The sequence below is a fragment of the Methylophilus glucosoxydans genome, from assembly GCF_042676145.1.
GTDB classification, from domain to species: domain Bacteria; phylum Pseudomonadota; class Gammaproteobacteria; order Burkholderiales; family Methylophilaceae; genus Methylophilus; species Methylophilus glucosoxydans.
In genome coordinates this window covers 153330-178151 of record NZ_JBHTJW010000002.1, presented here as the reverse complement: position 1 = coordinate 178151, position 24822 = coordinate 153330, and the positions used below count along the sequence as shown (strand labels likewise).

Annotated in this window: 20 protein-coding genes; 12 read left to right on the top strand and 8 right to left on the bottom strand. The window is 51.4% G+C overall.

What is annotated here, in order from left to right:
* Nucleotides 1-72 precede the first annotated feature (72 nt).
* From ACFQ1T_RS03375 to recG, 8 genes are all read left to right on the top strand, one after another.
* The gene (locus tag ACFQ1T_RS03375) at nt 73-1566 is read left to right on the top strand and encodes a circularly permuted type 2 ATP-grasp protein (protein WP_194749631.1); all 1494 of its coding nucleotides are present in this window, start codon (nt 73-75) and stop codon (nt 1564-1566) included.
* The gene (locus tag ACFQ1T_RS03370) at nt 1560-2504 is read left to right on the top strand and encodes an alpha-E domain-containing protein (protein ID WP_379073961.1); all 945 of its coding nucleotides are present in this window, start codon (nt 1560-1562) and stop codon (nt 2502-2504) included. The genes ACFQ1T_RS03375 and ACFQ1T_RS03370 overlap by 7 nt, the downstream gene beginning before the upstream one ends.
* 81 nt (nt 2505-2585) lie before the next feature.
* Nucleotides 2586-3422 (top strand): transglutaminase family protein, encoded by an 837-nt coding sequence (locus ACFQ1T_RS03365; RefSeq protein ID WP_379073959.1) that lies wholly within the window; start codon nt 2586-2588, stop codon nt 3420-3422.
* A gap of 52 nt (nt 3423-3474) precedes the next feature.
* Nucleotides 3475-4209: a peptidase gene (locus ACFQ1T_RS03360; protein WP_379073957.1), complete on the top strand. Its 735-nt coding sequence runs from the start codon at nt 3475-3477 to the stop codon at nt 4207-4209.
* Complete coding sequence (gene gmk / locus ACFQ1T_RS03355; protein ID WP_379076847.1) at nt 4209-4820, top strand: guanylate kinase; 612 nt, start codon at nt 4209-4211, stop codon at nt 4818-4820. Before ACFQ1T_RS03360 ends, gmk begins: the two co-directional genes overlap by 1 nt.
* Nucleotides 4821-4864: 44 nt before the next feature.
* A complete protein-coding gene (rpoZ, locus tag ACFQ1T_RS03350; protein WP_194749635.1) occupies nt 4865-5080 on the top strand; it encodes a DNA-directed RNA polymerase subunit omega in 216 nt (71 codons plus the stop codon).
* A 6-nt stretch (nt 5081-5086) separates the two neighbouring features.
* Nucleotides 5087-7303 carry a RelA/SpoT family protein gene (locus ACFQ1T_RS03345; protein ID WP_194749636.1) on the top strand — a complete coding sequence of 739 codons (2217 nt, stop codon included), beginning with the start codon at nt 5087-5089 and terminating at the stop codon, nt 7301-7303.
* Between the two features lie 15 nt (nt 7304-7318).
* Nucleotides 7319-9382: an ATP-dependent DNA helicase RecG gene (gene recG, locus ACFQ1T_RS03340; RefSeq protein ID WP_379073954.1), complete on the top strand. Its 2064-nt coding sequence runs from the start codon at nt 7319-7321 to the stop codon at nt 9380-9382.
* Here the strand turns inward: recG and ACFQ1T_RS03335 are convergent.
* Together ACFQ1T_RS03335 and ACFQ1T_RS03330 are read right to left on the bottom strand one after the other, a co-directional pair.
* Complete coding sequence (locus ACFQ1T_RS03335; protein ID WP_379073952.1) at nt 9379-11355, bottom strand: putative bifunctional diguanylate cyclase/phosphodiesterase; 1977 nt, start codon at nt 11353-11355, stop codon at nt 9379-9381. The genes recG and ACFQ1T_RS03335 overlap by 4 nt on opposite strands.
* 271 nt (nt 11356-11626) lie before the next feature.
* A complete protein-coding gene (locus tag ACFQ1T_RS03330; protein ID WP_379073950.1) occupies nt 11627-12517 on the bottom strand; it encodes a LysR family transcriptional regulator in 891 nt (296 codons plus the stop codon).
* Nucleotides 12518-12631: 114 nt separating this feature from the next.
* On the opposite strand from ACFQ1T_RS03330, the gene ACFQ1T_RS03325 reads away from it, so the two are divergent.
* The 4 genes from ACFQ1T_RS03325 (at nt 12632) to ACFQ1T_RS03310 (ending at nt 15837) form a co-directional block, all read left to right on the top strand.
* Nucleotides 12632-13492 (top strand): pirin family protein, encoded by an 861-nt coding sequence (locus ACFQ1T_RS03325; protein ID WP_194749640.1) that lies wholly within the window; start codon nt 12632-12634, stop codon nt 13490-13492.
* A gap of 100 nt (nt 13493-13592) precedes the next feature.
* The gene (gene ycaC / locus ACFQ1T_RS03320; RefSeq protein ID WP_338655925.1) at nt 13593-14225 is read left to right on the top strand and encodes an isochorismate family cysteine hydrolase YcaC; all 633 of its coding nucleotides are present in this window, start codon (nt 13593-13595) and stop codon (nt 14223-14225) included.
* 265 nt (nt 14226-14490) lie between these two features.
* Nucleotides 14491-14643, top strand: coding sequence for a hypothetical protein (locus ACFQ1T_RS03315; protein WP_313984608.1), 153 nt, complete (start codon nt 14491-14493; stop codon nt 14641-14643).
* Between the two features lie 84 nt (nt 14644-14727).
* Entirely contained in the window at nt 14728-15837 is a 1110-nt protein-coding gene (locus ACFQ1T_RS03310) for a catalase family protein (protein WP_379073947.1), read from the top strand.
* Nucleotides 15838-15844: 7 nt separating this feature from the next.
* Here ACFQ1T_RS03310 and ACFQ1T_RS03305 read toward each other — a convergent pair whose 3' ends face one another.
* The 6 genes from ACFQ1T_RS03305 to ACFQ1T_RS03280 all read right to left on the bottom strand — a co-directional run bounded on the left by ACFQ1T_RS03305 (nt 15845) and on the right by ACFQ1T_RS03280 (nt 24804).
* A complete protein-coding gene (locus ACFQ1T_RS03305) occupies nt 15845-16156 on the bottom strand; it encodes a thioredoxin family protein (RefSeq protein WP_379073945.1) in 312 nt (103 codons plus the stop codon).
* Between the two features lie 5 nt (nt 16157-16161).
* Entirely contained in the window at nt 16162-17637 is a 1476-nt protein-coding gene (locus tag ACFQ1T_RS03300) for a type I restriction-modification system subunit M (protein WP_379073943.1), read from the bottom strand.
* 151 nt (nt 17638-17788) lie between these two features.
* Nucleotides 17789-18994 (bottom strand): ATP-binding protein, encoded by a 1206-nt coding sequence (locus tag ACFQ1T_RS03295; protein WP_379073941.1) that lies wholly within the window; start codon nt 18992-18994, stop codon nt 17789-17791.
* Between the two features lie 199 nt (nt 18995-19193).
* Complete coding sequence (locus ACFQ1T_RS03290) at nt 19194-21479, bottom strand: restriction endonuclease subunit S (RefSeq protein ID WP_379073939.1); 2286 nt, start codon at nt 21477-21479, stop codon at nt 19194-19196.
* Nucleotides 21479-24262 carry a type I restriction endonuclease subunit R gene (locus ACFQ1T_RS03285; RefSeq protein ID WP_379073937.1) on the bottom strand — a complete coding sequence of 928 codons (2784 nt, stop codon included), beginning with the start codon at nt 24260-24262 and terminating at the stop codon, nt 21479-21481. Before ACFQ1T_RS03285 ends, ACFQ1T_RS03290 begins: the two co-directional genes overlap by 1 nt.
* Before the next feature lie 80 nt (nt 24263-24342).
* Entirely contained in the window at nt 24343-24804 is a 462-nt protein-coding gene (locus tag ACFQ1T_RS03280) for a YiiD C-terminal domain-containing protein (RefSeq protein ID WP_379073935.1), read from the bottom strand.
* Between the last annotated feature and the right edge of the window lie 18 nt (nt 24805-24822).

The following is a 24822-nucleotide window of genomic DNA, read 5'->3' as shown; positions in this document are numbered from 1 at the left end:
GGGTTTTACAGGCTGGCACACGGCTTGCTCTTGTTTAAATGAATTTTACAAGTAAGGCAAAGGTCCAGCACGATGACGCAAACGGCCAAACAGTTTTTTGATGAAATGCAGGGCTATGGGGGCAATGTAAGGGCGATTTACCAGGCCTATAACCGCTGGTTGGCGAATGTGCCTACCCAGCAACTGGCGGCCAAACGCGCAGAAGCAGAAGTCCTGTTCCGCCGCGTCGGCATCACGTTTAACGTGTATGGTGAAGAAGATGGTGCCGAGCGCCTGATTCCATTTGATGTGATTCCACGCATGATTTCGGCCAGTGAATGGGCGCATTTGTCCAAAGGTGCCGTCCAGCGCGTACGCGCCCTCAATATGTTTCTGCATGATATTTATCATGATCAGGAAATCATCAAGGCCGGCATTGTCCCGCACAGCATCCTGACCAATTCCCAATACCGCCCGGAAATGGTGGGTGTGACTGTGCCTAACCAGGTGTATGCGCATGTGGCAGGGATAGACCTGGTCCGCACCAGCGAGTCGCAGTTTTACGTGCTGGAGGACAACCTGCGTACCCCTTCCGGCGTGTCTTATATGCTCGAAGACCGCAAGATGATGATGCGGCTGTTCCCGGATTTGTTTAAAAAATACCCGATTGCCCCGGTGGAGCATTACCCCAGTGTACTGCTGAACAACCTGCGCTCGGTCGCCCAGACCGGCGTCACTGACCCGACCGTGGTATTGCTCTCACCTGGCGCTTACAACAGCGCTTACTTTGAACATGCCTTCCTCGCCCAGCAAATGGGCATAGAACTGGTGGAAGGCCAGGATTTGTTTGTCCGTAATAACGCCGTCTATATGCGCACCACGCAAGGCCCGCAAAGGGTGGACGTGATCTACCGCCGCATTGACGACGACTTCCTCGACCCTCTGGTGTTCAAGCCCGATTCCCTGTTGGGCGTGCCAGGTCTGCTCTCCGTTTACCGCAATGGTGGCGTCACATTGGCCAACGCTGTAGGCACCGGCGTGGCCGATGACAAGGCGACGTATATTTACGTGCCGGAGATGATCAAGTTCTACTTGGGTGAATCCCCCATCTTGCAGAACGTGCCTACGTATCAACTCAGCAAGGAAGATGATCTGGCCTATGTGCTGGATCATCTGCCCGAGCTGGTCGTCAAGGAAGTGCAGGGCTCTGGCGGCTACGGCATGCTGGTAGGCCCCACAGCCAGCAAACAGGAAATTGAAGAATTCCGTTTACGCATCGTCTCCAAACCCGCTAACTACATCGCGCAGCCGACGCTGGCGCTGTCAACCTGCCCGACGCTGGTCGACCAGGGCATTGCACCGCGTCATGTGGATTTACGGCCATTTGTGCTGTCTGGCAAAACGGTCAGCGTGGTGCCGGGTGGCCTGTCGCGCGTAGCGCTCAAAGAAGGGTCACTGGTGGTGAACTCCTCGCAAGGGGGCGGCACCAAGGATACCTGGGTGCTGGAGCGGGACGATGTCAGTGCAGAAACCGTGCAGTCGCAAATGGCTGCCCAACAAGCAACGCAAGAGGCCGTCATATGTTAAGCCGTACCGCAGATCATTTATATTGGATGGCACGTTATATCGAGCGTACTGAAAACGTGGCCCGTGTGCTGGACGTGACTTATAACATGTCCCTGTTGCCTTCAGACAGCAGCAACGAAGCCGAACTCTGGGATGCCGTGCTTGAAATTGCCGGGATCCGCGACATTTATGACAGCAATTACAAAGAGCTGTCGGCCGCCAACGTCATCAAGCATCTGGTCATGGATAGCCAGAACCCGTCCAGCATTTACAGCTCATTACGCAGTGCGCGTGAAAACGCCCGTGCCGTGCGTGTGGCCATGACCACCGAGACCTGGGAAAACATGAACACACTGTGGATTGAGTTTGGGCAATATATCAAACAGGACCTGACCCAATCCGGCTTGAGCGAATTTTGCGAATGGGTAAAAAGCCGTTCGCACCTGTTCCGTGGTGTCTGTTTTGGCACCATGTTGCGTGACGAGGCCTTTAGCTTTGTGCGCCTGGGCACGTTTATGGAACGCGCAGACAATACGGCCCGCCTGCTGGATGTGAAGTATGAGTACTTGATGCCCATGCAAGAAGCCAATGACGGCGCGGTAGATTACTACGAATGGAGTGCGGTCTTGCGCTCGGTCTCGGCATTTCAGGCTTACCAAAAAGTCTACCGCGATGCCATTGAACCGACCAAGGTGTCTGAATTATTGATTCTGCGTGAAGACATGCCGCGGTCTCTGCATGCCTGTTATGCCGAGATCATGCCGATTTTGCGCCAGGTCGCCGGCAGCCGACACACCGAAGCCGAGCGGCTGGCTGGCCAGATGCATGCCAGACTGCATTACGGCCGCATGCTGGATATTTTAAAAGATGGCGTACACCATTTTCTGGATGAATTTATTCTGGCCAACCGCAAACTGGGCGAGGAAATACAACGTAATTTTTTAAGCGCCACGGCCTGACGCCTGACACACGATTGCCATGAACCCCTCATGCGCAGATTGCTCTAAGACAGCACTGCGCTTTTTTATTTGGGAAGCGACATGCGGTTAACCATCGAACATCAAACCCAATATGTGTACAGCGAAATGGTGCCATACACCATACAGCAACTGCGCCTGACACCCCGCACCGACCCGCGCCAGCAAGTCAGACATTGGGAGATCAAGGCAGCCGGGCAGCTGACCCCGTTTGCAGATGCGTTTGGCAACCTGGCGCACACACTGGTCGTCGACCAGCCGCACCAGGCTTTATTGATCACGGTGAGCGGTGAGGTCGAAACGGGCGCCGCGACCAGCGCAGCCACGGCAAGCTTGCCAGTGACTGTTTTTTTGCGAGACACGCCACTCACCCAGCCCGATGATGCCATCATGGCCTTTGCCAAAGACTTTGCCCATGCGCCCGCGCAAGCGCTGATGCAGGCCTTGCGCGACCGCATGCAATACAGCAAGGGCGCCACCGAAGTGAACACCCCCGCCGCCCTCGCCTTTGAACTGGGCAAGGGCGTCTGCCAGGACCATGCGCATGCTTTTATCGCTTGCTGCCGCAGCCTGGGCTGGCCCGCTCGTTATGTGAGTGGTTACCTGTTTACCGAGGATGGCAGCCTGATGCAAACCCATGCCTGGGTAGAAGTTTGGCAACAAGAGACATGGCTGGGGCTGGATGTCTCCAATGGTATTCCGGTGGATGAAACCCATGTCAAACTGGCGGTCGGTCTCGACTACCGCAGTGCCAGTCCGGTGACTGGCTCACGTATGGGTGGCGGCCAGGAAGGCATGGCCAGCATGGTAAGCGTCAACCGCCAGACAGCGCTGAGCGAAGCGCAACGGCAGGCACACTTACAGCAATTACGTGAGCAGGCACAAGCCGCCCAGCAATAGCAAGTACTCGCATGCTATGATATTTGTTAACTTGATAAATGACTGACTTGAGATGACTTACTGTGTAGGAATCCTGCTTGAACAAGGTCTGGTATTGGCCTCAGACACGCGCACCAATGCCGGGGTGGACCAGGTGGCGATTGCACCCAAGATGCATGTGTTTGAAGTGCCGGGCGAACGTATGATTGTGCTGCTGACCGCAGGCAATCTGGCGATCACGCAATCCGTGGTCAACCTGTGCCGCGAACAACTCAAGTCGGCAGAAGGCCATGCCAACCTGCACAATGTGCACTCGATGTTTGAAGCCGCCAGCGTGGTGGGTGCAGCCATGCGCAGCGTGCATCAGCGTGACGGCAAAGCACTCAAGGAGCACGGCATAGACTTTAGTGCCAGCGTGCTGGTCGCAGGGCAAATCAAGGGCGAAAAGCCACGCCTGTTTAATGTGTATGCCGCCGGTAATTTTATCGAAGCGACCCCGGATACGCCTTACCTGCAAATCGGCGAAACCAAATACGGCAAGCCGATCATTGATCGCGTGATCAAACATCAAACCAATGTCGCAGATGCGGTAAAATGCGTGCTGATTTCTTTTGACTCCACCATCCGCAGTAATATTTCTGTGGCCTTACCGATTGATTTGATGATATACCGAACTGATACTTTAAGCGCCGGCAAACGGCAACGCCTGACTGAAGATGACCCTTGTTATGCCAGCATCCGTAAAGGCTGGAGCGAGGGCCTGAAAGCCGTGTTCTCTTCCTTGCCTGACCCTGAATGGTGTGCATGATGAGTCACGGCCATTTATTTATTATCTCTGCCGCCTCTGGCGCCGGTAAAACCAGCCTGGTGCGCGCCATGCTGGCGCAAGACCCGATCCTGAAACTGTCTGTTTCGCACACCACGCGTGCACCGCGTCCGGGTGAAGAAGACGGCATCCACTATCATTTTGTTTCAGAGCCCGCATTTCTGGAGATTCTAGACGCCGGCGGTTTTCTGGAAAGCGCACATGTGCACAGCGCCCGCTATGGCACCGCGCAAAGCGAAGTCGAAGGCGCCCTGGCTGCCGGCCGCGATGTGATCCTCGAAATCGACTGGCAAGGCGCACAGCAGATCAGAACCTTATTCCCCAACGCGACCTCTATTTTTATTCTGCCGCCTTCCATCGAAGCGCTGGCGCACCGCCTCAACAGCCGCGGCCAGGACAGCGAAGCCGTGATTGCACAACGGCTATCCGCCGCGCGTGAGGAGATGCGTCACGTGCATGAGTTTGATTATGTTACAATTAATGATAATTTTGACGTGGCCTTGCAGGATCTGATGGCGATTGTTCGCGCCCAGCGCTTGCAGTTAAACCGCCAGGTAGCCTGCCACGCGTCATTGATTCAATCCCTTACCTAAGCCGGCGCACGCCGCACTTCAGGTTCACACAGATAGAGGTTTTTATGGCACGTATTACTGTCGATGATTGCTTGGACAACATCCCTAACCGTTTTCAACTGACGCTGGTCGCGGCTTATCGCGCCAGACAATTGGCCAATGGTTCCGATCCACTCGTCAGTGGTTATTCACAAAAAGACAAACCGACCGTGATTGCCTTGCGTGAAATTGCTGCCGGTAAAATCGGTGTAGAGATCTTAGAGAAAAAGGGCCACGCTTAAGCAGCCATGCCCCACACCCAAGGCGACCATGCCCATCGCAAGTCCAAACCGCCGCTGAGCGAAGCGGACTTGCTCCCCGCTGACCGTGAGGATTCCCCCCTTACCCAGCTGATCCGCAAGTATCTCAACGAAGAAGAAGTGCAACTGGTCTGGCAAGCGTATCGCTATGCCGACCAGGCGCATGCGGGACAAACCCGCAAAACCGGTGAACCGTATATCTCGCACCCGGTGGCGGTGACCTGTATTCTGGCCAAACTGCACCTGGATCTGCCTACCCTGCTGGCCGCATTGCTGCATGATGTGGTCGAGGATACCGAAGTCGACAGTGCCGCCATTGCCGAGCGCTTTGGCAAACAAGTGGCTGACCTGGTAGACGGCCTGACCAAACTGGATAAGGTCGAGTTGCAAACTGCCATGCAGGCACAAGCGGAAAACTTCCGCAAAATGCTGTTGGCCATGAGCCAGGATGTCCGCGTGATCCTGGTCAAGCTGGCTGACCGGCTGCATAACATGCAAACACTGGACGCCATGCGGCCAGAAAAGCAAAAGCGCATCGCCCGTGAAACGCTGGATATTTATGCGCCAATTGCCAACCGGCTGGGCCTGAACCCGATTTACCATGAGCTGGAAGACCTGAGCCTCAAGTATTTATACCCCAACCGCTACCACGTGATCGACAAAGCGATCCGGCTGGCACGCGGTAACCGTAAAGAAGTGATCAGCAAGATCCTGGAGGCCATCCAGAACCAGCTATTGCAATACGGCATTGAGTACGATGTACAGGGCCGCGAAAAGCATCTGTTCAGTATTTACAAAAAGATGAGCGAAAAGTCGATGAAATTGTCGCAAATTAACGACATTTACGGTTTTCGCGTCATCGTCAAGGACAACGCCGCCTGCTATCTGGCGTTAGGGGCGCTGCATGCGCTTTACAAACCTATTCCCGGCCGCTTCAAGGACTACATTGCCATCCCCAAGGCCAACGGTTATCAATCGTTGCACACCACCCTGTTTGGCCCGTTTGGCACGCCGATTGAGGTACAAATCCGCAGCCAGGAGATGCACAACATTGCCGATGCCGGGGTGGCCGCGCACTGGCTGTATAAAACCACCGATGCCCATCTGACCAAGCTGCAACAACAAACCCACCAGTGGCTGCAACGCTTGGTGGAAATCCAGACCGAAAGCGACGATAGCCACGAATTTCTGGAGAACTTCAAGGTCGACCTGTTCCCGGACGAGGTCTATGTGTTTACGCCCAAAGGCAACATCATGGCCTTGCCACGTGGCTCGACGGCGGTGGATTTTGCCTATGCCGTCCACTCTGATGTGGGCAATAGCTGTGTCGCGGTCAAGATCAATAATGAGCTGGCACCGCTACGCAGTGAAATGCGCAATGGCGACCATGTGGAAATCATTACTGCCCCGCTGGCCAAGCCCAATCCGGCCTGGCTCAATTATGTGGTGACCGGCAAGGCACGCTCGCATATCCGCCATTACCTGAAAACGGTCAAGGTGGAAGAGTCGGCACAACTGGGCGAGCGTATGCTTAATGTGGCGTTACGCGCCATGCATATCGAGCCGGGTGACATTAGCGACAAACAATGGCAAAAAGTCATGAATGACTATGGCAGCAAAACGCGCCAGGCCATTCTGACCGATATCGGCCTCGGCAAACGTAACAGCCTGATGGTAGCGCACCAGCTGCTGGCCCATCCAGCCGAAACCGAAGATAAAACCGGCAAGGTACTCGATACGATTACCATCCGTGGCTCCGAGGGGATGGCTGTTCAGTTTGCGCCCTGCTGCCGCCCGATTCCAGGCGACCCGATTCTGGGCTTTATCAATAAAGATAAAGGCCTGGTCATTCACACGCATGATTGCCCCGCCATCCGTAAATTCCGGCTGGATCCGGAAAAATGGCTGGATGTGGAATGGGATGCGGACCCGAAAAAACTGTTCAGTGTCAACTTGCGCATCACGGTGGTGGATGAACGCGGCATGCTGGCCAAGATTGCGGCCACCATTTCCAATGCAGAAGCCAACATTGACAATGTGAGTGTGGAGACCAGCGACGGCAGCCAGTACTCCAACGTCAACTTTACCTTGCAGGTCCACAACCGCGTGCATCTGGCTACCTTGATCCGCAACCTGCGCAAGATCCAGCAGATCGTGCGTATCAACCGCGTCAAAGGCAACCAGGTGGAGCAGCGCATCCAGTAAGCCTGACTTGACCGCATGCGTCCCTTGAGCGAAATCAAAGGTCTGTCGCCTGCCCTGCGCAGCCAGTTGGGTAAACTGGGGATTACCTCGGCCGAAGCCTTACTGCTGCACTTGCCCTTGCGTTATCTGGATGAAACACGCATTACCGCCATCCGCGATTTGCGTCTGGGTGAACAAACGCAAGTTGAAGGTGTGGTGGTGCATCAGGAGGTCAGCTACAAACCGCGCAAAGCGCTCAATGTCAGCCTGCAAGATGACACTGGCATCCTGCATTTGCGCTTTTTACATTTTTATCCCAGCCAGATCGCCCTCATGCAACCAGGCCAGCGCTTGCGCGTGTTTGGTGAAGTGCGTGGCGGCTTTTTTGGCTATGAAATGGTGCACCCCACCCAACGCAAAGTCAGTGAAGAAACGCCCGTCAATCAGGCACTGACGCCCGTCTACCCCACCACCGCAGGTTTGAGCCAGAATAGTCTGCGCAAAGCAGTCAATCTAGTATTGCAGCCAGCATTGTTAACCGAAACCCTGCCCGCCTGGGTATATGCCTCCCTGGCCCTGCCAGATTTTGCCAGCAGCATGCACTTGCTGCACCAACCCTCGCCAGACAGCCCGCTCCCCAGCCTGGAAGACCGCAGCCATCCGGCCTGGCAACGCCTGGCTTATGACGAGTTGCTGGCGCAACAGTTATCCATGCGCCAGCATTATGCCCGGCGCAAACGCGCCACGGCCCCCGCTATTGCAGACACCCATGCGCTGGCTGACCGCCTGCTTGCCATGCTGCCGTTTGAGCTCACCGCAGCGCAGCAAAAAGTGGTGAAAGAAATCCGCCAGGACCTGGGCCAACCCTACCCCATGCAGCGCTTGCTGCAAGGCGATGTTGGCAGTGGCAAAACCATCGTCGCTTGCCTGGCCGCGCTACAACTGATCGAACACGGCTGGCAAGTGGCGATGATGGCGCCGACCGAAATCCTGGCCGAACAACATTACAAGAAACTCAGTAGCTGGTTACAGCCCTTGGGCATCACACTGGCCTGGCTGACAGGTAGCCAGCCGAAAAGGGAACGTGAGCAGTCACTGTCAATGATTGCCAATGGTGAAGCCATGTTAGCCGTAGGTACACATGCGCTGTTTCAGGACGAAGTGCAGTTCAAGCAACTGGGGTTGGCGATTGTGGATGAGCAGCACCGCTTTGGTGTCGGCCAGCGGCTGGCCCTTAGAAAAAAAGGCGCGACCAGCGGACAAGCCACGGCGCTGGAACCGCACCAGCTCATGATGTCGGCCACGCCGATTCCACGCACCTTGTCCATGAGCTACTACGCCGACCTCGATGTGTCGGTGATAGACGAACTACCGCCGGGCCGGACCCCTATCGTCACCAAACTGGTGGCGGATGACAGACGTGAAGAGATTTTGCAGCGCGTCTATGAGGCATGCACGCAAGGGCATCAAGCTTACTGGGTGTGTCCGCTAATTGAAGAGTCTGAAGCCTTGCAATTACAAACCGCCAATGACACGTTTGCCTATATGCAAAAGGTGTTTCCAACGCTTAAGGTCGGGCTGGTGCATGGCCGCATGAAACCGGCAGAGAAGCAGGCCGTCATGCAAGCATTTGCGGACAATGAGATTCAGTTGCTGGTAGCCACCACCGTGATTGAGGTCGGCGTGGATGTACCGAATGCGAGTTTAATGGTGATTGAACACGCCGAACGCATGGGCCTGAGCCAGTTGCACCAGTTACGTGGACGCGTCGGCCGCGGCGCTGCAAAAAGTACCTGCATCCTGCTATATAGTAAACAGCAATGCTCACAAATTGGCCGCCAACGGCTGAAAGTGATTTATGAGAGCAATGATGGCTTTGCCATTGCGCAAGCCGACTTGCATATTCGCGGCCCGGGCGAGCTGCTAGGCACGCGTCAGAGCGGCGTGCCCATGCTCAAAATTGCCGACCTGGAACGGGACGAGCACCTGCTTGACGCGGCGAAGCCCGTGGCCGAAAAACTGCTGCAGACAGACCCTGCAGCGGTGAGCGCACATTTGCAACGCTGGTTAAGTCAGGCGGAAGAGTGGATCAAGGTTTAATAGAGGCCAGTCTGCAATCTGGCCAAAGCCTCAGGCTGCGTCAGAATCGCCTGCAAGCAGGCTTCAAACTCGGCCAGTGGCACCGGTTTGCTAAATAAATAGCCCTGAAAACGCTGGCAGCCCATTTGCTGCAACATGGTCATCTGCTGCTGTAACTCCACGCCTTCGGCAATCACAGAGTGACTCAGATTTTTGCCCATATTGATGATGGTTTGCACAATGAATGAATCGTAGTTGTTATGTGCAATATCTTTAATAAAGCTGCGGTCGATCTTGAGTTCATCCAGCGGCAAACGTCTTAATACCGACAATGAAGACTGGCCTATGCCAAAATCATCCAGCGAGAAGGTGATGCCCAGCGCTTTGAGCGCCTTGATCTTGCCAATCACCTCATCAATGTTTTTCACAATCAGACTCTCGGTCAACTCCAGGCACAGGTGGCGCGCATCACAGCCACTGGCCAGCACAATCTCTGTCACCTGCCGCACAAAGTCGGGCTGACTAAACTGCTTGGCACTGACATTGACGGATAGTTTAAGTCCAGCCGTGTGTGCAGAATCTGCCCAATGCTTGAGTTGCTGGCAGGCCTGGGCCAGCACCCAATGCCCGATGGGCACAATGTCGCCCGTCTCCTCTGCAATCGGGATAAACTGGTCGGGCGGAATCATGCCCAGTGTCGGATGTTGCCAGCGTAACAAGACTTCGGCACCAATGGGTTGCTGATCCGCATTCACCTGCACCTGGTAATACAACAACAGTTGATTGGCCTGCAAGGCAAATGCCAGCTCATTCTCAAGCGACGCACGTTGCTCAATGGCGGGATGGAGCGTCTCGTCATACATCTGGATACTGTTGAGCTTGTCCGATTTTTTGGCCTGATACATGGCAATATCTGAGCGACGCAACACCTCGGCTTCGTCGAAGTGATCCCCCATAAACAGGCAAATACCGATACTGGGCGAGGTGCGGTACAAACTGTCTTGCAGCTCAAACGGCGCAGAAAATACCGCCATCATATTTTCAGCCGCCCGATGCGCTGCGACCACCGCCTCAGCCTTATCTTTAGAGAGGTCATCCAGCACGGCAATAAATTCGTCGCCGCCCATGCGTGCAATCGTATCGCGTTTGCGCAAGCTCAAGGATAAGCGCGCCGCCACCTGCTGTAGCAATTCATCGCCAGCCTGATGGCCTTTGCTGTCATTGAGGCCCTTAAAATTATTCAGGTCCAGGCAGATGACCGCACCATAACTTTTGTGCCGTGCACAGCGTGCAAATGACTGGTTGAGCCTATCCGTTAACAAACGGCGGTTAGGCAGCCCGGTTAAAAAATCATAATAGGCCAATTGGTGGACTTTTTTATTGTCCAGGTTAGAGGCGATGCGCAGCATGATATTGTCACGCAAACTGCTGGCCAGGCTGCGGCCAGCCACCGTCACATAAATCACATAGACTATAAATAGCACCGCCAGCGCCAGCGACAACTGTGTGCCATGTAGCACAAAGCGTGGAATCATGAACAACAAAATCCCACCCGTGAACAGATTACTCGTCGTGGTATCCACCGAATAAATGACGATGCCTGCCCCGCAGACACCCACCAGCGCAAAGATTAAAAAGGCCTGATGTTCGGTATCGCTCTCGGGAAACAGCAGGATCCCCGCAAGACCCCAGGCGATGCCGCAAAACAGAGAGGTGGCGCGAAACCACTGCAACCATTGCCGGGTATGTGCCTCACGCACCGGGTCTTTGGCATATTGGTAGGTTAAAAAGGCACGTGCGCCATAGGCCAGCAGAAAAAGTACACTCCAAATCAGCAGAATCGGTGAGGCGATCAAATGCCGTTGCACGAGCAGCAACGCAGCCATGACAATAAACGCAGCCAGTAATGACCTGCGGTTATTGCCATACAGCATATCCACAATTTCAATGTGTAGCGCTGATGATTCTGCCGTGGTGTTGTTCAACGCACGCATCCCCCTGCCTATAATTGTTAATGTCTTAACAACGGTTAAAAGCGGCTGATACTTTAATTGCTTATCTTGGTATCATGCGCCAAAAAACGCAAAATGACAGCAGCCAAGCCACGATTTTTAGCTGAAGAATGGCAAAAAAATACTAAGAAATGTCAGTGATGCAAGCGTAACTTCAGTCGCCCCGGGTCACGGGAGCATCAACAGCGCCTATAGAAATAAAGTGAGGCCCCTCAAGGGATTGCGGGAGGCAGTCTTTAGAATTCGTGTCCGGCTAGGCCACAAACAATGGCTTCAGGGCAGTCACTGCCAGGTCAATAAACCCGCGTAGCTTGGGTGGCATAAAGCGCTGCTTAGGATACACCAGGTGCACCGCATCAGCTTGGCCACGCCACTCTGGCAACAGACGTTGCAAGCCACCCTGCCGCACCGCCGCCTGACAAATAAAGGTTGGCAACAAAGCCACCCCCTGCCCGCTCTCGACCATGGTTTTGACAACACCGATATTATTGACCAACACCTGACCCGGCAAGGGCACCCTGATCTCATTGGCGCCCCGCTGCAACTCCCAATGATGCCGCCCCATGGGCGTAAACTGCACACAGGGATGCTGTGCCAGCTCGGCCGGAGAGTTGATAGGCGCGGCCTGCTGCAAATAAGCCGGGCTGGCAAATAATGCCCATTGTATGGTTCCCAGCGATTTGGCAATCAGGCTGGAGTCGCGTAACTCCCCCATGCGGATCGCTACGTCCACGCCTTCTGCGACCAAATCGACATACCGCTCGGTCAACCACAGCTCCAGTGACAATGCCGGATACCGTGCCTGCGTTTCGGCTAGCAAATGTCCCAACAGCGCATCGCCCAAATCCGCCGGAGCCGTCATTTTCAATGTCCCTTGCGGCTGTTGCCTGGCCTCATCAAGTGCGGCCTCTGCCTCCATTAAATACCCCAGCCCGGTCGAAGCATGTTCAAAATACAGGCTGCCCGCCTCGGTCAGGTGCAAACGGCGCGTGGTGCGTTGCAGCAAGGTCACACCCAGCCGCCGCTCCAGTCTTGCCACCCGCGTGCTCACTGTCGACGTCGGTAATCCCAGTTGACGGGCGGCCGCGCTAAAGCTGCCGGCCTGCACCACCCTGACAAACACCGCCGCTTCGTTAAAGTCCATGATTATTCAATTAAATGAAAAGTAATTTCACATTTAACCATCTAGTCACCCGATTGTCATCTGTCTATAGTGTGATCCATGCAATCACGCACACCCCTAAGCAAGGAGCAAACCATGAAAAAACTGGCATTTATCAAACGCAGTAACGGCAACCACTGGGTCGGTGACGGCTTTCCGGTACAAAGCATTTTTTCTTACCGCGATATCGCCAGTGATATTTCACCCTTTTTGCTGATGGACTATGCAGGCCCCACTAGCTTTGAGCCAACAGCACATAGACGCGGCGTCGGCCAACACCCGCACCGTGGCTTTGAGACGGTCACCATCGTCTACGATGGCCAAGTCTCGCACCATGACTCCACCAACGCGGGCGGCACCATTGGCCCAGGTGAAGTCCAGTGGATGACCGCGGGCTCAGGCATTATTCACGAGGAGTATCACGGCGATGACTATGCACGCACAGGCGGTCCGTTTGAAATGATCCAGTTATGGGTCAACCTGCCTGCCAAGGACAAAATGACCGCGCCAGGCTATCAAGGCATTACCCATGCCCAGATTCCTGAGGTCACTCTGCCGCAAGAGGCAGGCAAGGTACGTGTCATTGCCGGTGCATATGACGGCAACCCAGGCCCGGCAAAGACCTTCACGGCAATGAATGTGTGGGATGTACGCCTCAATGCAGGCACGCGCACCACCTTCACCTTGCCAGAAGGCCACACCACCGCCATTTTTGTATTGCATGGCGCAGTGAAAACCGGTGAAGTGCATACCATCCGCCCTAGTGAACTGGCCGTGATGCAGCGTGAAGGGACTGAACTGGTATTGCAGGCCCAGCAAGACACCACGTTGCTATTGCTCAATGGTGAGCCGCTCAATGAGCCGGTGATCGGGCATGGTCCTTTTGTCATGAATAGCTGGGAGGAAATCGACCAGGCCATTAATGACTACAACCAGGGCCGTTTTGCCACGGCTTAAGGGCCAGGCATCTTTATCACATTAAAACAGCAGGCACCGCCGTCAACCAGCAGTACTGTCGGCGGTGACCCAGCCAACCACATCTCGAGAGGATTACATTATGAAAAATACACCCTACACCCGTCTGGACCGTGACAACGCTGCCGTATTGTTGGTAGACCACCAAGCTGGCTTATTATCACTGGTACGCGATATCGAGCCAGACCGCTTTAAAAACAATGTGCTTGCATTGGCCGATGCCGCCAAATTTTTTAACCTGCCCACCATCCTAACCACCAGCTTTGAAACCGGCCCCAACGGCCCGCTTATGCCAGAGCTCAAGACACTGTTTCCCGATGCGCCCTACATCGCTCGCCCCGGCCAGATTAATGCCTGGGATAACCCGGACTTTGTACAGGCCATCAAGGCGACAGGTAAGAAGCAGCTCATTATTGCTGGCGTCGTCACCGAGGTTTGTGTCGCTTTTGTCGCACTCTCAGCCATTGAAGCCGGTTTTGAAGTATTTGTGGTCGCCGATGCCTCAGGCACTTTTAACGCCCTCACCCGCGATGCCGCCTGGCTACGCATGCAAGCCGCCGGGGTACACATGATGACCTGGTTTGGCGTGGCCTGTGAACTGCAGCGCGACTGGCGCCACGATATTGAAGGCCTGGGTGCCCTTTGTGCCAACCATATTCCAGATTACCGCAACTTGATGACGTCTTACCATGCTTTGTCTGCCGCCAACCCTTAAGGCTTTGCAAGCGTAAAGAATCCCGGTTTAAGGATTTTTTTAGCCTAAATGCGTTCAAAAGCTTATGACTGGCAACCCGTGGCATAAAGCGCTTCCTACAGTCGCTTAAGCCTGAACCGGATGCCCTACCGCCAATTACCCGCGTAATCTGCAATTGTCGCGTTTGAAAATGAAGGTTGAATGAATTTTCGACTTCAGTTTGATAACAAGACAATACGGCAGCCATAACGGCTGCCGTTTGCACTCACGCAAAAGGAGGTGTGACATGCCCAGAGGTTCCAGCCCGAAACGGGAACGTGAATATGAAAAACTCAAAGAGGAATTTAAAAAGGATCACCGCTATCCTGGCCGCGAAGAAGAAGTCGCTGCACGTATTGTGAATAAACAACGCAAAGAAGCCGGTGAGACCAAAGAGTAATACCAGAGTGGGCGGTACCCCGCCCTCTAGAAATCAATGTGCTTGGCACTGACCCGATAAACCCAATTGCAAAAGGGGGTTGTGATGCAGCAAACAGATCAATTTGTAGTCTCGCCCCTAAGTTACCAGCCCGATTACGAGGTGGTAGCCACCACCGAACGCACCTGCCAGCAGCACCTGCAGCAAACTCTGCACAAGCTCTCAGAAATCAGCAGCCAGGCCGCTACCCATGCTGCACGCAGTGTGCACCTGAAAAGCCACGGCCTGCTCACAGCAGAAATGCAAATCTATGACCAACTGCCGCCTGCCTATGCACAAGGCCTGTTTGCACGCCCGCAAACCCTGCCGCTGATTATGCGCTTTTCCACTGTCCCTGGTGACATCCTGCACGACAAACCCGGTACGCCCCGCAGCCTCGCGCTGAAGGTGGTAGGTGTAGAAGGCGAGCGCCTGCCAGGCAGTGAAGACGCCATCACGCAAAATTTTTTATTTGTAAACGGCGCCAGTTTTTTATCCTCCAGCGTGCAGGTGTTTTTAAACAACCTCAAACACTTAGCGTGTTCGCCCAACACCAGTACAGAACTCCGGCATTTCCTCGCGCAATTGTTCCGTTCTACCGCACATTTGGTCGAGTCGCTCAAATATGGCCAGCAATCGCAGCTTAACCACCTCTACCAGTCGCAAGAAACTAACTTGCTCGGTGAAACCTACATCAGCCAGGACCCGATCATGTATGGTGACTACATGGCTAAAATCGCGGTTGTCCCCATCGCCCACGACCTCATCGCCCTCAGCAACAAACCCATAGACCTATTCGCCTCAGACGGCCTCAGAAAATCCATCGTCGATTTTTTTATCAAGCGCACCGCCGTTTGGGAGCTACGCGTACAACTCTGCACCGATCTCCAAACCATGCCCATCGAAGACGCCACCATCATCTGGCCAGAAGAGCACTCCCCTTATATCCCGGTCGCCCGCATCACCGCCAAACCACAAATCGCCTGGAGTCCTTACCGTTCAAGGCTAATCGATGACGGCATGCTGTTCTCTCCCTGGCAAGGTCTGGCCTCGCACCGGCCGTTAGGCTCAGTCACACGCCTCAGAAAAATGAACTACGAAATGGCAAAAAATCTGCATGCACTGCAGGAAAATGGCCGCATCTGCGAGCCAAAACATCTGGATGATTTGTGTTAAACAAGTATCAGCGATCGCTAATGCTTAAAAGTGCAGCTTTTAATTCAGCAGGTTCAATATCCCTGACCAAGCGCGCCACTTCCACGCCCGCTTTCATAAAAATCAGCGTCGGCCATAGTTTCACGTGAAACGACCGCCCCAACCTGCGGCCTTTACCATCTTCAATTTTAAGGTGGCGGATATGCGGGAACTGGATGAGTTCAGCGCTGATTGTAGATTGCGCCGCCTTGCAGTAACCGCACCAGCTGGCGCCAAACTCTAGCAGCGTAGCGCCAGTCAGGGTGTTAATTTGTTCAAGGGTGGGTTCGGGAGATTGCATCGGGTTTACAAAGCATTCGCGATTGCTCTAAAACTACTCAATCCGGCTTCTATATTTTGAATAATCTCATCGGCCAATATATCTGGCTCAGGCAAGTTATCCAGGTCAGCCAGACTTTTATCTTTGAGCCAGAAAATATCCAGGCTGGTTTTGTCACGTGCAATCACTTGCTCGTAACTAAACTTACGCCAACGCCCTTCAGGGTTATTTTCGTGCCAAGTTTCTTGTCTTACATGGCGATTTTGCGGGTTGTAGCAGCCAATAAACTCAGCCAGATCTTCAAAGCGCAAAGGTTTTTTCTTTAAGGTGTGATGAATATTGGTGCGGTAATCGTAATACCAAATTTCTTTGGTCCAAGGGTCTTTGCTGGCTTCGCGGTTATCAAAAAACAGCACATTCGCTTTTACGCCATTGGCATAAAAAATCCCTGTTGGTAGCCGCAAAATCGTGTGTAACTCTGTAGATTCCAGCAAGCGCTTGCGCACGGTTTCACCCGCCCCACCCTCAAACAGCACATTGTCTGGCACCACCACTGCCGCTCGGCCTGTTGTTTTAAGCATGGTGCGGATATGCTGTACAAAGTTGAGTTGTTTGTTAGAGGTGGTGGCCCAAAAGTCCTGACGGTTATAGGTGAGGTCGTCTTTTTCCTGCTCGCCTTCTTCGTTAGTAAAACTCATGGAGCTTTTTTTACCAAACGGCGGATTAGCCAACACATAGTCATAACGCCGCCCGTCATCCGCCACCAGCGCATCATTGGGTGACACCATGCTTTCGCCATCAATCTCTCCAATGTTGTGCAAAAACATATTCATCAAACACATGCGGCGTGTACCCGCCACAATCTCGTTCCCAAAAAACGTCTCGTGTTTTAAAAACGCCTTTTGCGGCTTATCCATGGCAGGATAGCTCTGTACCAAAAAGTCATACGCGGCCAAAAAGAAACCACCAGTGCCGCAGGCCGGATCGGCGATGCTTTTATTAGGCTCTGGCCGCACACATTCCACCATGGCCTTAATCAAGGCACGCGGCGTAAAGTATTGCCCAGCGCCAGACTTGGTGTCCTCAGCGTTACGCTCCAGCAAGCCTTCGTAGATGTCACCCTTCACATCCGCGCCCATGGTTACCCAGTCGGTTTCGTTAATCATCTCAATCAGGCGCGATAACTTTGCCGGGTCTTGAATCTTGTTTTGTGCTTTGGTGAAAATCTGCCCCAGCATGCCAGCCTTGTTCGCCAACTCGCGTAGCAGGGTCACATAGTGCACCTCCAGCTCCGCACCACGCTTGGCCTTGAGGCTTTGCCAGCTATATTCGGGCGGAATACCTACCTTGCGATTGTGCGGCGGCTGGCTATATTCATCCGCCATTTTTAAAAAGATCAGGTAAGTCAGCTGCTCCAGATAGTCGCCATAACCCACGCCGTCATCACGCAGCGTATTACAAAAACTCCAGACTTTGGAGACAATAGAAGCAGTTGCATTCATAACAAACTAGATACTTTCAATGTTAGGCTTTTAATTTTAATAAGCTACTTCGATTTGCGATGAAATAAGAATTCTTATAAAAATCATCATGTTATTTATCTTTACGGTTTATTTCATCAATAGCTTTGAAATAAAAAAGAGACCTTCTGTGTCACAACCACAATCTATTCATGGGCACGGCAAAGCAATCTGCTTGTTTTAACGGTAAACAACTTGCTCCCGTATAAAGCAATATGCCACCTTTAAAGTGGGTGCCTGCTTGCGCAGCCAATTTAGCTAAACCTGCACCATCTTTTTCATTAAAACTACTGGCGCGTTTAACTTCTACGCCCCAAACCTCTCTACCGCGCTCAATCACTAAATCCACTTCCACTTGGTCTTTATCCCGGTAATGCGAGAACCTTAAATCCGCATCCACCCAACCGGCCTGACAAATCAACTGTTGCACTACAAAGCTTTCCAGCAAAGGGCCAAACTCATCGCTATGGCTATGCCACTGCTCAGCATTTAAGTTATTCAAAACTGCCGCCAAACCGCTATCCACCACATGTACTTTTGGCGCTTTGATTAACCGGCTAGCATTGTTGCGATGCCAGGCAGGTAATACCCTGACCAGAAACAAGCGCTCCAATACGTTCAGATATTTTTCAATGGTGATACGGCTCATGCCTAAATCATTAGCCATACCATTCACATTCAACAAATTGGCCGTGCGGTAAGCCAACATCTGCATCAGCTTTGCTACATCGTCTGTATCTTTAATGGCCGCAATATCACGTACATCGCGTTGCATCACTGCATTTAAATATTGCCGAAACCACTGTCGTGCTCGCACTGGGGTACGCGTAAGCGGCTCTGGGTAGCCCCCACTGCAAATGGCTTCTGATACGCCTTCCACCACACCATCAGGACTAATCAAGGTACTCAGTTTGTTTTCGATAAAATCCTGCAACAAACAGCGTGTACTCCCATGTTTTTCCATCTCTGAGAGTGGCTGCAAAAGCACCACCTCCATCCGGCCTGCAAGTGACTCTTGCACGTTAGGCAGCAATAATAGATTGGCCGAGCCCGTGAGTAAAAAACGCCCAGCGGTTCTATTTTTATCCACTTCTGCTTTAATTGCCGGAAACAATCCAGGCACACGTTGCACTTCATCTAATACAACCGCTTCAGGTAGACCACGCACAAATCCTAAAGGATCATTCAGCGCAGCAGTTACCAAGTTCTGGTCATCAAAACTGATATATGGCCTATCTGGCGTCACCCATTTTGCCAGCGTGGTTTTGCCCACCTGCCGTGGCCCCAGCAAACAAACCACCGGCGTATCTGCCAGTGCGGCCTGTAATGCTGTCATCATGTATCGATTGTATGTGCCCACTGTTTTTATAAACTTATCAGAATATTCGTCCAATTGTATATTAATAGCACGTCTATTTGTATATTACAAATTCGTCCAATTGTATATTTTATTATCGTCTGACTGTATATTATATTGGTTAACCTGTAGGCAATATAAACATTGACTGGCTTTTATGACGCACTTGGCTGAGATTTACTCAAAACTTATTCGCACCCTCTTCTGGGTCCCATATGATGTTTGAGTCTGTTAACTTTTTGGGTACATTTCTTTGACTTTTCTTAGCCACAAAAGCACCACGCCCCAGTGGCACCAAGCCATGCTTGCGCATCCAGATCAGGCAACGAGAAAATCGCTCTTTTCTGATTTTAAGTTTATCCTCGTGCCAACGCTCCCTAGCCTCTAGCACGATCTCCTCATCATTCGGTTTATGGGCAGACAACAACAAATTGTTCCATGCCGCAAACAAGGTAGCCACAATTTCTGAGCTGGTCGTATCCAGGTTCACAAATAATTTAATCAATGCATTCACCTTTTCAAGATGCTTACCTAGCGCCTTCTCTGTTCTTTGAATCAATGCATCAAAACCGGATAGCTTGATTAGAAAATATCGCCCATTAGCGTGCTTTCTCACATCAAACCATTGCTTCTGACGAGCAAGCGACTCCACCTCAAGCAACCTTTTAAAATCATTTGGCCCAGCAGCATCTTGAATAGGCATACGCTCAAGATCAATTCCAATGAATGATTCGATCATATGCGAGATTTTTTCTGCCTTTACATGGCCAAAATACCACGACGTTTTATGCTGCTCATGACAACGATAAGCCAATGCCATCAATCCGGCATGCAACTCAGTTGTGTCAATCGTTGGCACTTTGGTTGGGAACGGCACCACATTATCTTTCGGTGGTTTTGCTTTTTTCGATCTGGCTTTAGCAGTGGATGTTTGTTGGAGTGCTTTTTCAGCCTTAATCTTTTCCAACAATATTGAAGCAGGCTCATCCTCAATATTTTGCGGCACCAGCTCTCCCGAAAACGCTTTTTTGAGGATAGATTGGCGTAAGGCTTCGGCTTGTTGCAGTGAGGTGGTGATGGTTTGATTGAGTTGGTCTATTTCGGAAATACGCTCATCTAATAGAGCTTCTAAAAAAGTTTGTTCTTCTTTTGCAAAAATTGGAATTATTGTTTCTCGGCATATTTCCAGCGTAAGGTTAAATTGTCCAGCTGTCGCTTTAGACTTGTCCATCATTGAATTAACGATTCGCTCATCAGATAAATAAATTGATAAAAGTTTAGGTGAAATATGTTCGCTTCTAAAAATAGCAATAGCTTGATTAATATTCCACTCTGGGTATGTGTCAGGAACAATTGAAACTTTTCCAAGCGGTGGGCCTACGATATTCATTAAAACATCACCTGGATAAACTTTGGAACGATTTAAAAAGCCATTATGTGTTTCATGGCTTACAAAAGTCGGTTCAATAGTGAAGTCAAGTTTGCCTGTTTTTGTCAGGTTATAAACTTTAATAAATGGAACGTCACCAGTATTTTCGAATAACTTTTCTTTGCTTGGTGTAGTTCCCTTAGTTATAAAGTCACAAAGCTCTTCAGCATAAAAGTAACTCCACCCCTCTGGTAATTCAGGCAACTCCGCCAGTTCTTCTGCCGTGAGCGGTGCTATTGGTTTAGGCGCTTTGGGTTTGGTTCCTTTTTTTCCATTAGCTTGCCATTCGGCTAACTGTTGTTGGTAGCGTTGTTCGCGGGCGTGCTGGATGCGTTGTTGCAGTGCGCTGGCGCTTTCGAGTTTGTCGGGGTTTTGGGCGCGCCATTCGGCGGTGAGTTTGCCTTCAAAGGCGTGTTTGAGCAGGGCTTGGCGATAGACCTTGAGCTGCGTTTGCGCCGTTTTGAGGTTCTCTATGCCTTGGTCTAGCTCAGAAAATAATTCTTCAATTTTGGCGACGATACGGTGTTGCTCGTTCAATGGTGCCAACGGTACCACTAACTCTGAAAATCTAGCATGTGTTAAGTTAAGTCCACTGTCATTAATCCCCGTTTTCATTTGATCAATAGACTTTTGCGCATCATGTGATGTAATAAATGCCTCAAGATATTGTGGATTTAGAATTTTTATATTCGGTCTGAACCTATACATTTTCCCAGACATAAGTAATTTATCTCTGGTGCTTTTGATAAAGCAAACAACCCCACATCTATTTCTTGGGCCAGCGCATGTCATTAATATATCGCCTACCTTTACTTCTAAGTGTGTTTTAGGCGATAAATTTTTTGGTAAAGCCTTATTCTCTTGCTCTAAAAAAGCACCTTGTTGAATTGCTGTTGTTTTTAAAACGCCCCACTTATCTTCAGCTGCTGGATAGCTTTCACATTGTGGGCTCCAGCCCTGTTGAAAAGGCTTACCGTTTTCATTCAATGTTAATAACTCAGCTATTTTAGCTGTATGCCAATTTTCTGGTAATTCCATCACGCTACCAACACTTCATTCAATTCATCCAACAAGCTATCCATCTGCTGCCCAAACAATTGGTACATTTTGCCCAAGCCGCCTTGCGCGTCAAACGGGGCCATATCTAAATCATCGCGCTCAATATGAAACGAGCTGGCCACGTGGTCGCGCACCATGCGTAGCCATTGCATTTGCGCTTCGTTAAATTTTTGGCTGTCGCCCGAGTGGTGTTGCATGATCCAGCTTTGAAAGTTACGGCGCACAGTGGCGTCAAAGGGCGCGAGTGTAGCATCTAAGCCGCAGACACGGCGGATTAAGGCGACTAAGGCGGTGAGTTCGCTCACAGGTTGCTCACCTTTGTAGTCATCGAGCTGGCTGTAGGCTTGCCAGATGCGCATGGGGGCGAGTTTGGGTTTGTCGGCTTTAAGCTTATCCAGCACCTGGCGTATCATGTCAAAACTGAGTTCACGCCTGCGGTAAGGCTGACTAAAAAAGATGGTGAGCGCGGTGATGCTGTCTTGCTGTTGGGTGAGGTATTCGGCAAATTCAGTGACCATGGTTTGGGCGTGGTCGGCGGCTTCTTTATCCCAGCCTGCATAGGTCACGGTATCCAGATTTTCGTGGTCTATGGTTTGCTCGTGGTCGCGGCGTATGCTGTCGATGAGGTCAATTAACTCGCCAGTGAATACGTTGGCGCTTTGCGCGACTAGCTGCTCTTGCGCTTTGGCGCGGTTAATATCACCCGGGTCTGTGCCTATAGGTTGGCCTGCGATTTCTAATGCTTTAGCTTCTACCATATCTGCATCAATGGCATTAAACAGGCTGCCGATGATATGCGTCAGCTCAATGCCGCCGGTTTTGGCTTTAATCTGTTGTTGTTCGTCTTTACTAAGTTGTTTATTCAGCCGCGCCAGCCTCGCTGCAAGCGAGCTGACGGTGTCTTCGTCATGCGCCCCCATCATCACCCCCATGGCGAGGTCTTTAAGCGGCACGGTGGGTTTGGTGATCAGCGGTTGGCTGGCGGTTTTGAGTGATTTGGTCACGCCGATGGCATCGACAATCACATAATGTGTTTTGGCGCTGGTGGCCGAGGGTGTGACTTTGCGCAGGTCGTCTAAATCGAGCGTACGGGTGCCACGGCCTTTCATTTGCTCGAAGTAGTTGCGGCTTTTGACATCGCGCATAAACAACAAACATTCGAGTGGTTTGACGTCTGTTCCGGTGGCGATCATGTCTACCGTGACAGCGATACGTGGATGGTATTCGTTTCGGAACTGCGCCAGCACAGATTTTGGGTCTTCATCAATTTTGTAGGTGAGTTTTTTGCAAAACTTGTTTTCCTCGCCAAACTCTTCACGCACGATTTGAATAATGTCATCGGCATGGCTATCGGTTTTGGCAAAAATCAGCGTTTTTGGCACTTCTTTGCGGCCGGGGAATATCTCGGGCCAGCGTTCTTTAAAGGTGCGAATAATGGTGCGGATTTGGTCTGGGTTAACCACTTTGCGGTCTAGCTGAGTGGCTGAATAAGCTTCGTCTTCATCGGCCAGCTCCCAGCGTTTTTTGCGTGTGAGTTTTTCACGGCGCTCAACCAGTTGATTGGCCGATAACTTGCCACCTTGCTGGCTCACTTCAGTATTGATCAGATAGACTTCGTTACCCACATTGACACCATCGGCCACCGCTTTTTCGTGACTATAATCACTCACGACATTTTTCTTAAAAAAGCCGTAGGTACGGTTGTCCGGCGTGGCGGTCAGCCCGATTAAACTGGCATCAAAATAATCGAGCACTTGCAGCCACAGGTTATAAATCGAGCGGTGACATTCGTCGATGAAAATAAAATCAAAAAATTCGGGCGGGATCTTTTCGTTATACACCACCGGCATAGGTGCCTTACCATGCACCAACTCTGCCGGGTTAATCTCCTCAGTGGCCTCGTCCAGCTCTTTGTCTTTGAGTATGGAGTACAGCCGCTGAATCGTACTGATACACACATGTGCACCCTTATCGACGAAGCTCGATTTTAGACGCTGTACCGTATATAGCTCGGTAAATTTGCGGTTATCGTCTATGGGCAGGTATGACATCATCTCCTGCTCGGCTTGCTCCCCCAGGTTTTTGGTATCGACCAAAAACAAGATACGTTTGCCTTCTGCATATTTTAATAATCGGTAAATCGAGGTAATCGCAGTGTAGGTTTTACCAGCGCCCGTCGCCATTTGAATCAAGGCGCGAGGCTTATCTGCTTTAAATGAAAGTTCAAGATTGCTGATCGCGGTTTCCTGGCAATCCCTTAAACGCAATTCGATGGCTGGTTTATGCTCTGGATTGAGCGGGGGAATATCTTGCAAACGACCACGCAGACTCTTAGTCTGACTTAACCACTCTTTGAGTGTCTCAGGGCGGTGAAAATTAAAGATCTCTCGTGAGCGTGGCTTAGGATCACGGCTATCTGTAAAACGGGTGATCACCCCTGTGCTTTCATATAGAAATGGCAAAGGCGCTTGGCTGTTTACCCATTTAAGCTTTGCTTTTGCATAACCTTCAGTTTGTTGCTCGACCGAAGTGATGTTTTGTGCCAAGTCCTCACGCTTGGCCTCAATCACACCAACCGCCTTTTTATCTATAAACAACACGTAATCAGCAGGGCCGATATCGGTTAAATACTCTCTAATGGCAATGCCAACCCCACAAGAAAAATCTATTTTCTTATTATGCTGAACAATCCAACCCGCTTGTTCTAGCAAAGCATCAATTTGATCTCTCGCTTTTTGCTCAGGATTTTGGTTTTCAGTCATTTCGTTGAAATATATTGGTTTTCAGTGATTCTAATCTAAACCCCGAATACCAAGGTAATACTGTTTTAGAACCGCACAAATCACTCTTTGTGTGATGCCTGGTACAACACAAACACGCCCTTAAACCTCGACGTGACTTTGGATTCGCTAACGATCTGTGCCGTCACGTTGATTCTAGCCCGGCCCTTTTCCTGATAAGTCTTTTTAAAACTGTCCCAATCATCAGCTGATTGAAAGCTCGCCACACATTCAAAGTCTGTTTTCACTGGCAATAGATAATCAATCTCTTGCCGCTTGATGACCAGGCTGCCTTTAAGCCCGGCTTGTTCAATTTTGGACTGCACCAGTGACCAGGCCGTGGTAATCGAAATAGCAGCGATGCTGCCACCAAACACGATATCGAGGTGGTTTTTGTTGGGCAAAAAATCGCCGTGGGCGGTGAGTTGGTGTTCCTCCATTTTGGCAATGTGTATCCCCAGGTTTTTAGTTTGGGGGATGCGTTGAAACAAGGTTTCTTCAAAATTTTGTTCGCGTTGGCTCATTTTGCTTCCTATTCACTA

Bases quoted from the DNA above. Each gene is read 5' to 3' on its own strand.
- ACFQ1T_RS03375 (WP_194749631.1), top strand. From the start codon at position 73: ATGACGCAAACGGCCAAACAGTTTTTTGATGAAATGCAGGGCTATGGG.
- ACFQ1T_RS03370 (WP_379073961.1), top strand. From the start codon at position 1,560: ATGTTAAGCCGTACCGCAGATCATTTATATTGGATGGCACGTTATATC.
- ACFQ1T_RS03365 (WP_379073959.1), top strand. From the start codon at position 2,586: ATGCGGTTAACCATCGAACATCAAACCCAATATGTGTACAGCGAAATG.
- ACFQ1T_RS03360 (WP_379073957.1), top strand. From the start codon at position 3,475: ATGACTTACTGTGTAGGAATCCTGCTTGAACAAGGTCTGGTATTGGCC.
- gmk (WP_379076847.1), top strand. From the start codon at position 4,209: ATGAGTCACGGCCATTTATTTATTATCTCTGCCGCCTCTGGCGCCGGT.
- rpoZ (WP_194749635.1), top strand. From the start codon at position 4,865: ATGGCACGTATTACTGTCGATGATTGCTTGGACAACATCCCTAACCGT.
- ACFQ1T_RS03345 (WP_194749636.1), top strand. From the start codon at position 5,087: ATGCCCCACACCCAAGGCGACCATGCCCATCGCAAGTCCAAACCGCCG.
- recG (WP_379073954.1), top strand. From the start codon at position 7,319: ATGCGTCCCTTGAGCGAAATCAAAGGTCTGTCGCCTGCCCTGCGCAGC.
- ACFQ1T_RS03335 (WP_379073952.1), bottom strand. From the start codon at position 11,355: ATGCGTGCGTTGAACAACACCACGGCAGAATCATCAGCGCTACACATT.
- ACFQ1T_RS03330 (WP_379073950.1), bottom strand. From the start codon at position 12,517: ATGGACTTTAACGAAGCGGCGGTGTTTGTCAGGGTGGTGCAGGCCGGC.
- ACFQ1T_RS03325 (WP_194749640.1), top strand. From the start codon at position 12,632: ATGAAAAAACTGGCATTTATCAAACGCAGTAACGGCAACCACTGGGTC.
- ycaC (WP_338655925.1), top strand. From the start codon at position 13,593: ATGAAAAATACACCCTACACCCGTCTGGACCGTGACAACGCTGCCGTA.
- ACFQ1T_RS03315 (WP_313984608.1), top strand. From the start codon at position 14,491: ATGCCCAGAGGTTCCAGCCCGAAACGGGAACGTGAATATGAAAAACTC.
- ACFQ1T_RS03310 (WP_379073947.1), top strand. From the start codon at position 14,728: ATGCAGCAAACAGATCAATTTGTAGTCTCGCCCCTAAGTTACCAGCCC.
- ACFQ1T_RS03305 (WP_379073945.1), bottom strand. From the start codon at position 16,156: ATGCAATCTCCCGAACCCACCCTTGAACAAATTAACACCCTGACTGGC.
- ACFQ1T_RS03300 (WP_379073943.1), bottom strand. From the start codon at position 17,637: ATGAATGCAACTGCTTCTATTGTCTCCAAAGTCTGGAGTTTTTGTAAT.
- ACFQ1T_RS03295 (WP_379073941.1), bottom strand. From the start codon at position 18,994: ATGATGACAGCATTACAGGCCGCACTGGCAGATACGCCGGTGGTTTGT.
- ACFQ1T_RS03290 (WP_379073939.1), bottom strand. From the start codon at position 21,479: ATGGAATTACCAGAAAATTGGCATACAGCTAAAATAGCTGAGTTATTA.
- ACFQ1T_RS03285 (WP_379073937.1), bottom strand. From the start codon at position 24,262: ATGACTGAAAACCAAAATCCTGAGCAAAAAGCGAGAGATCAAATTGAT.
- ACFQ1T_RS03280 (WP_379073935.1), bottom strand. From the start codon at position 24,804: ATGAGCCAACGCGAACAAAATTTTGAAGAAACCTTGTTTCAACGCATC.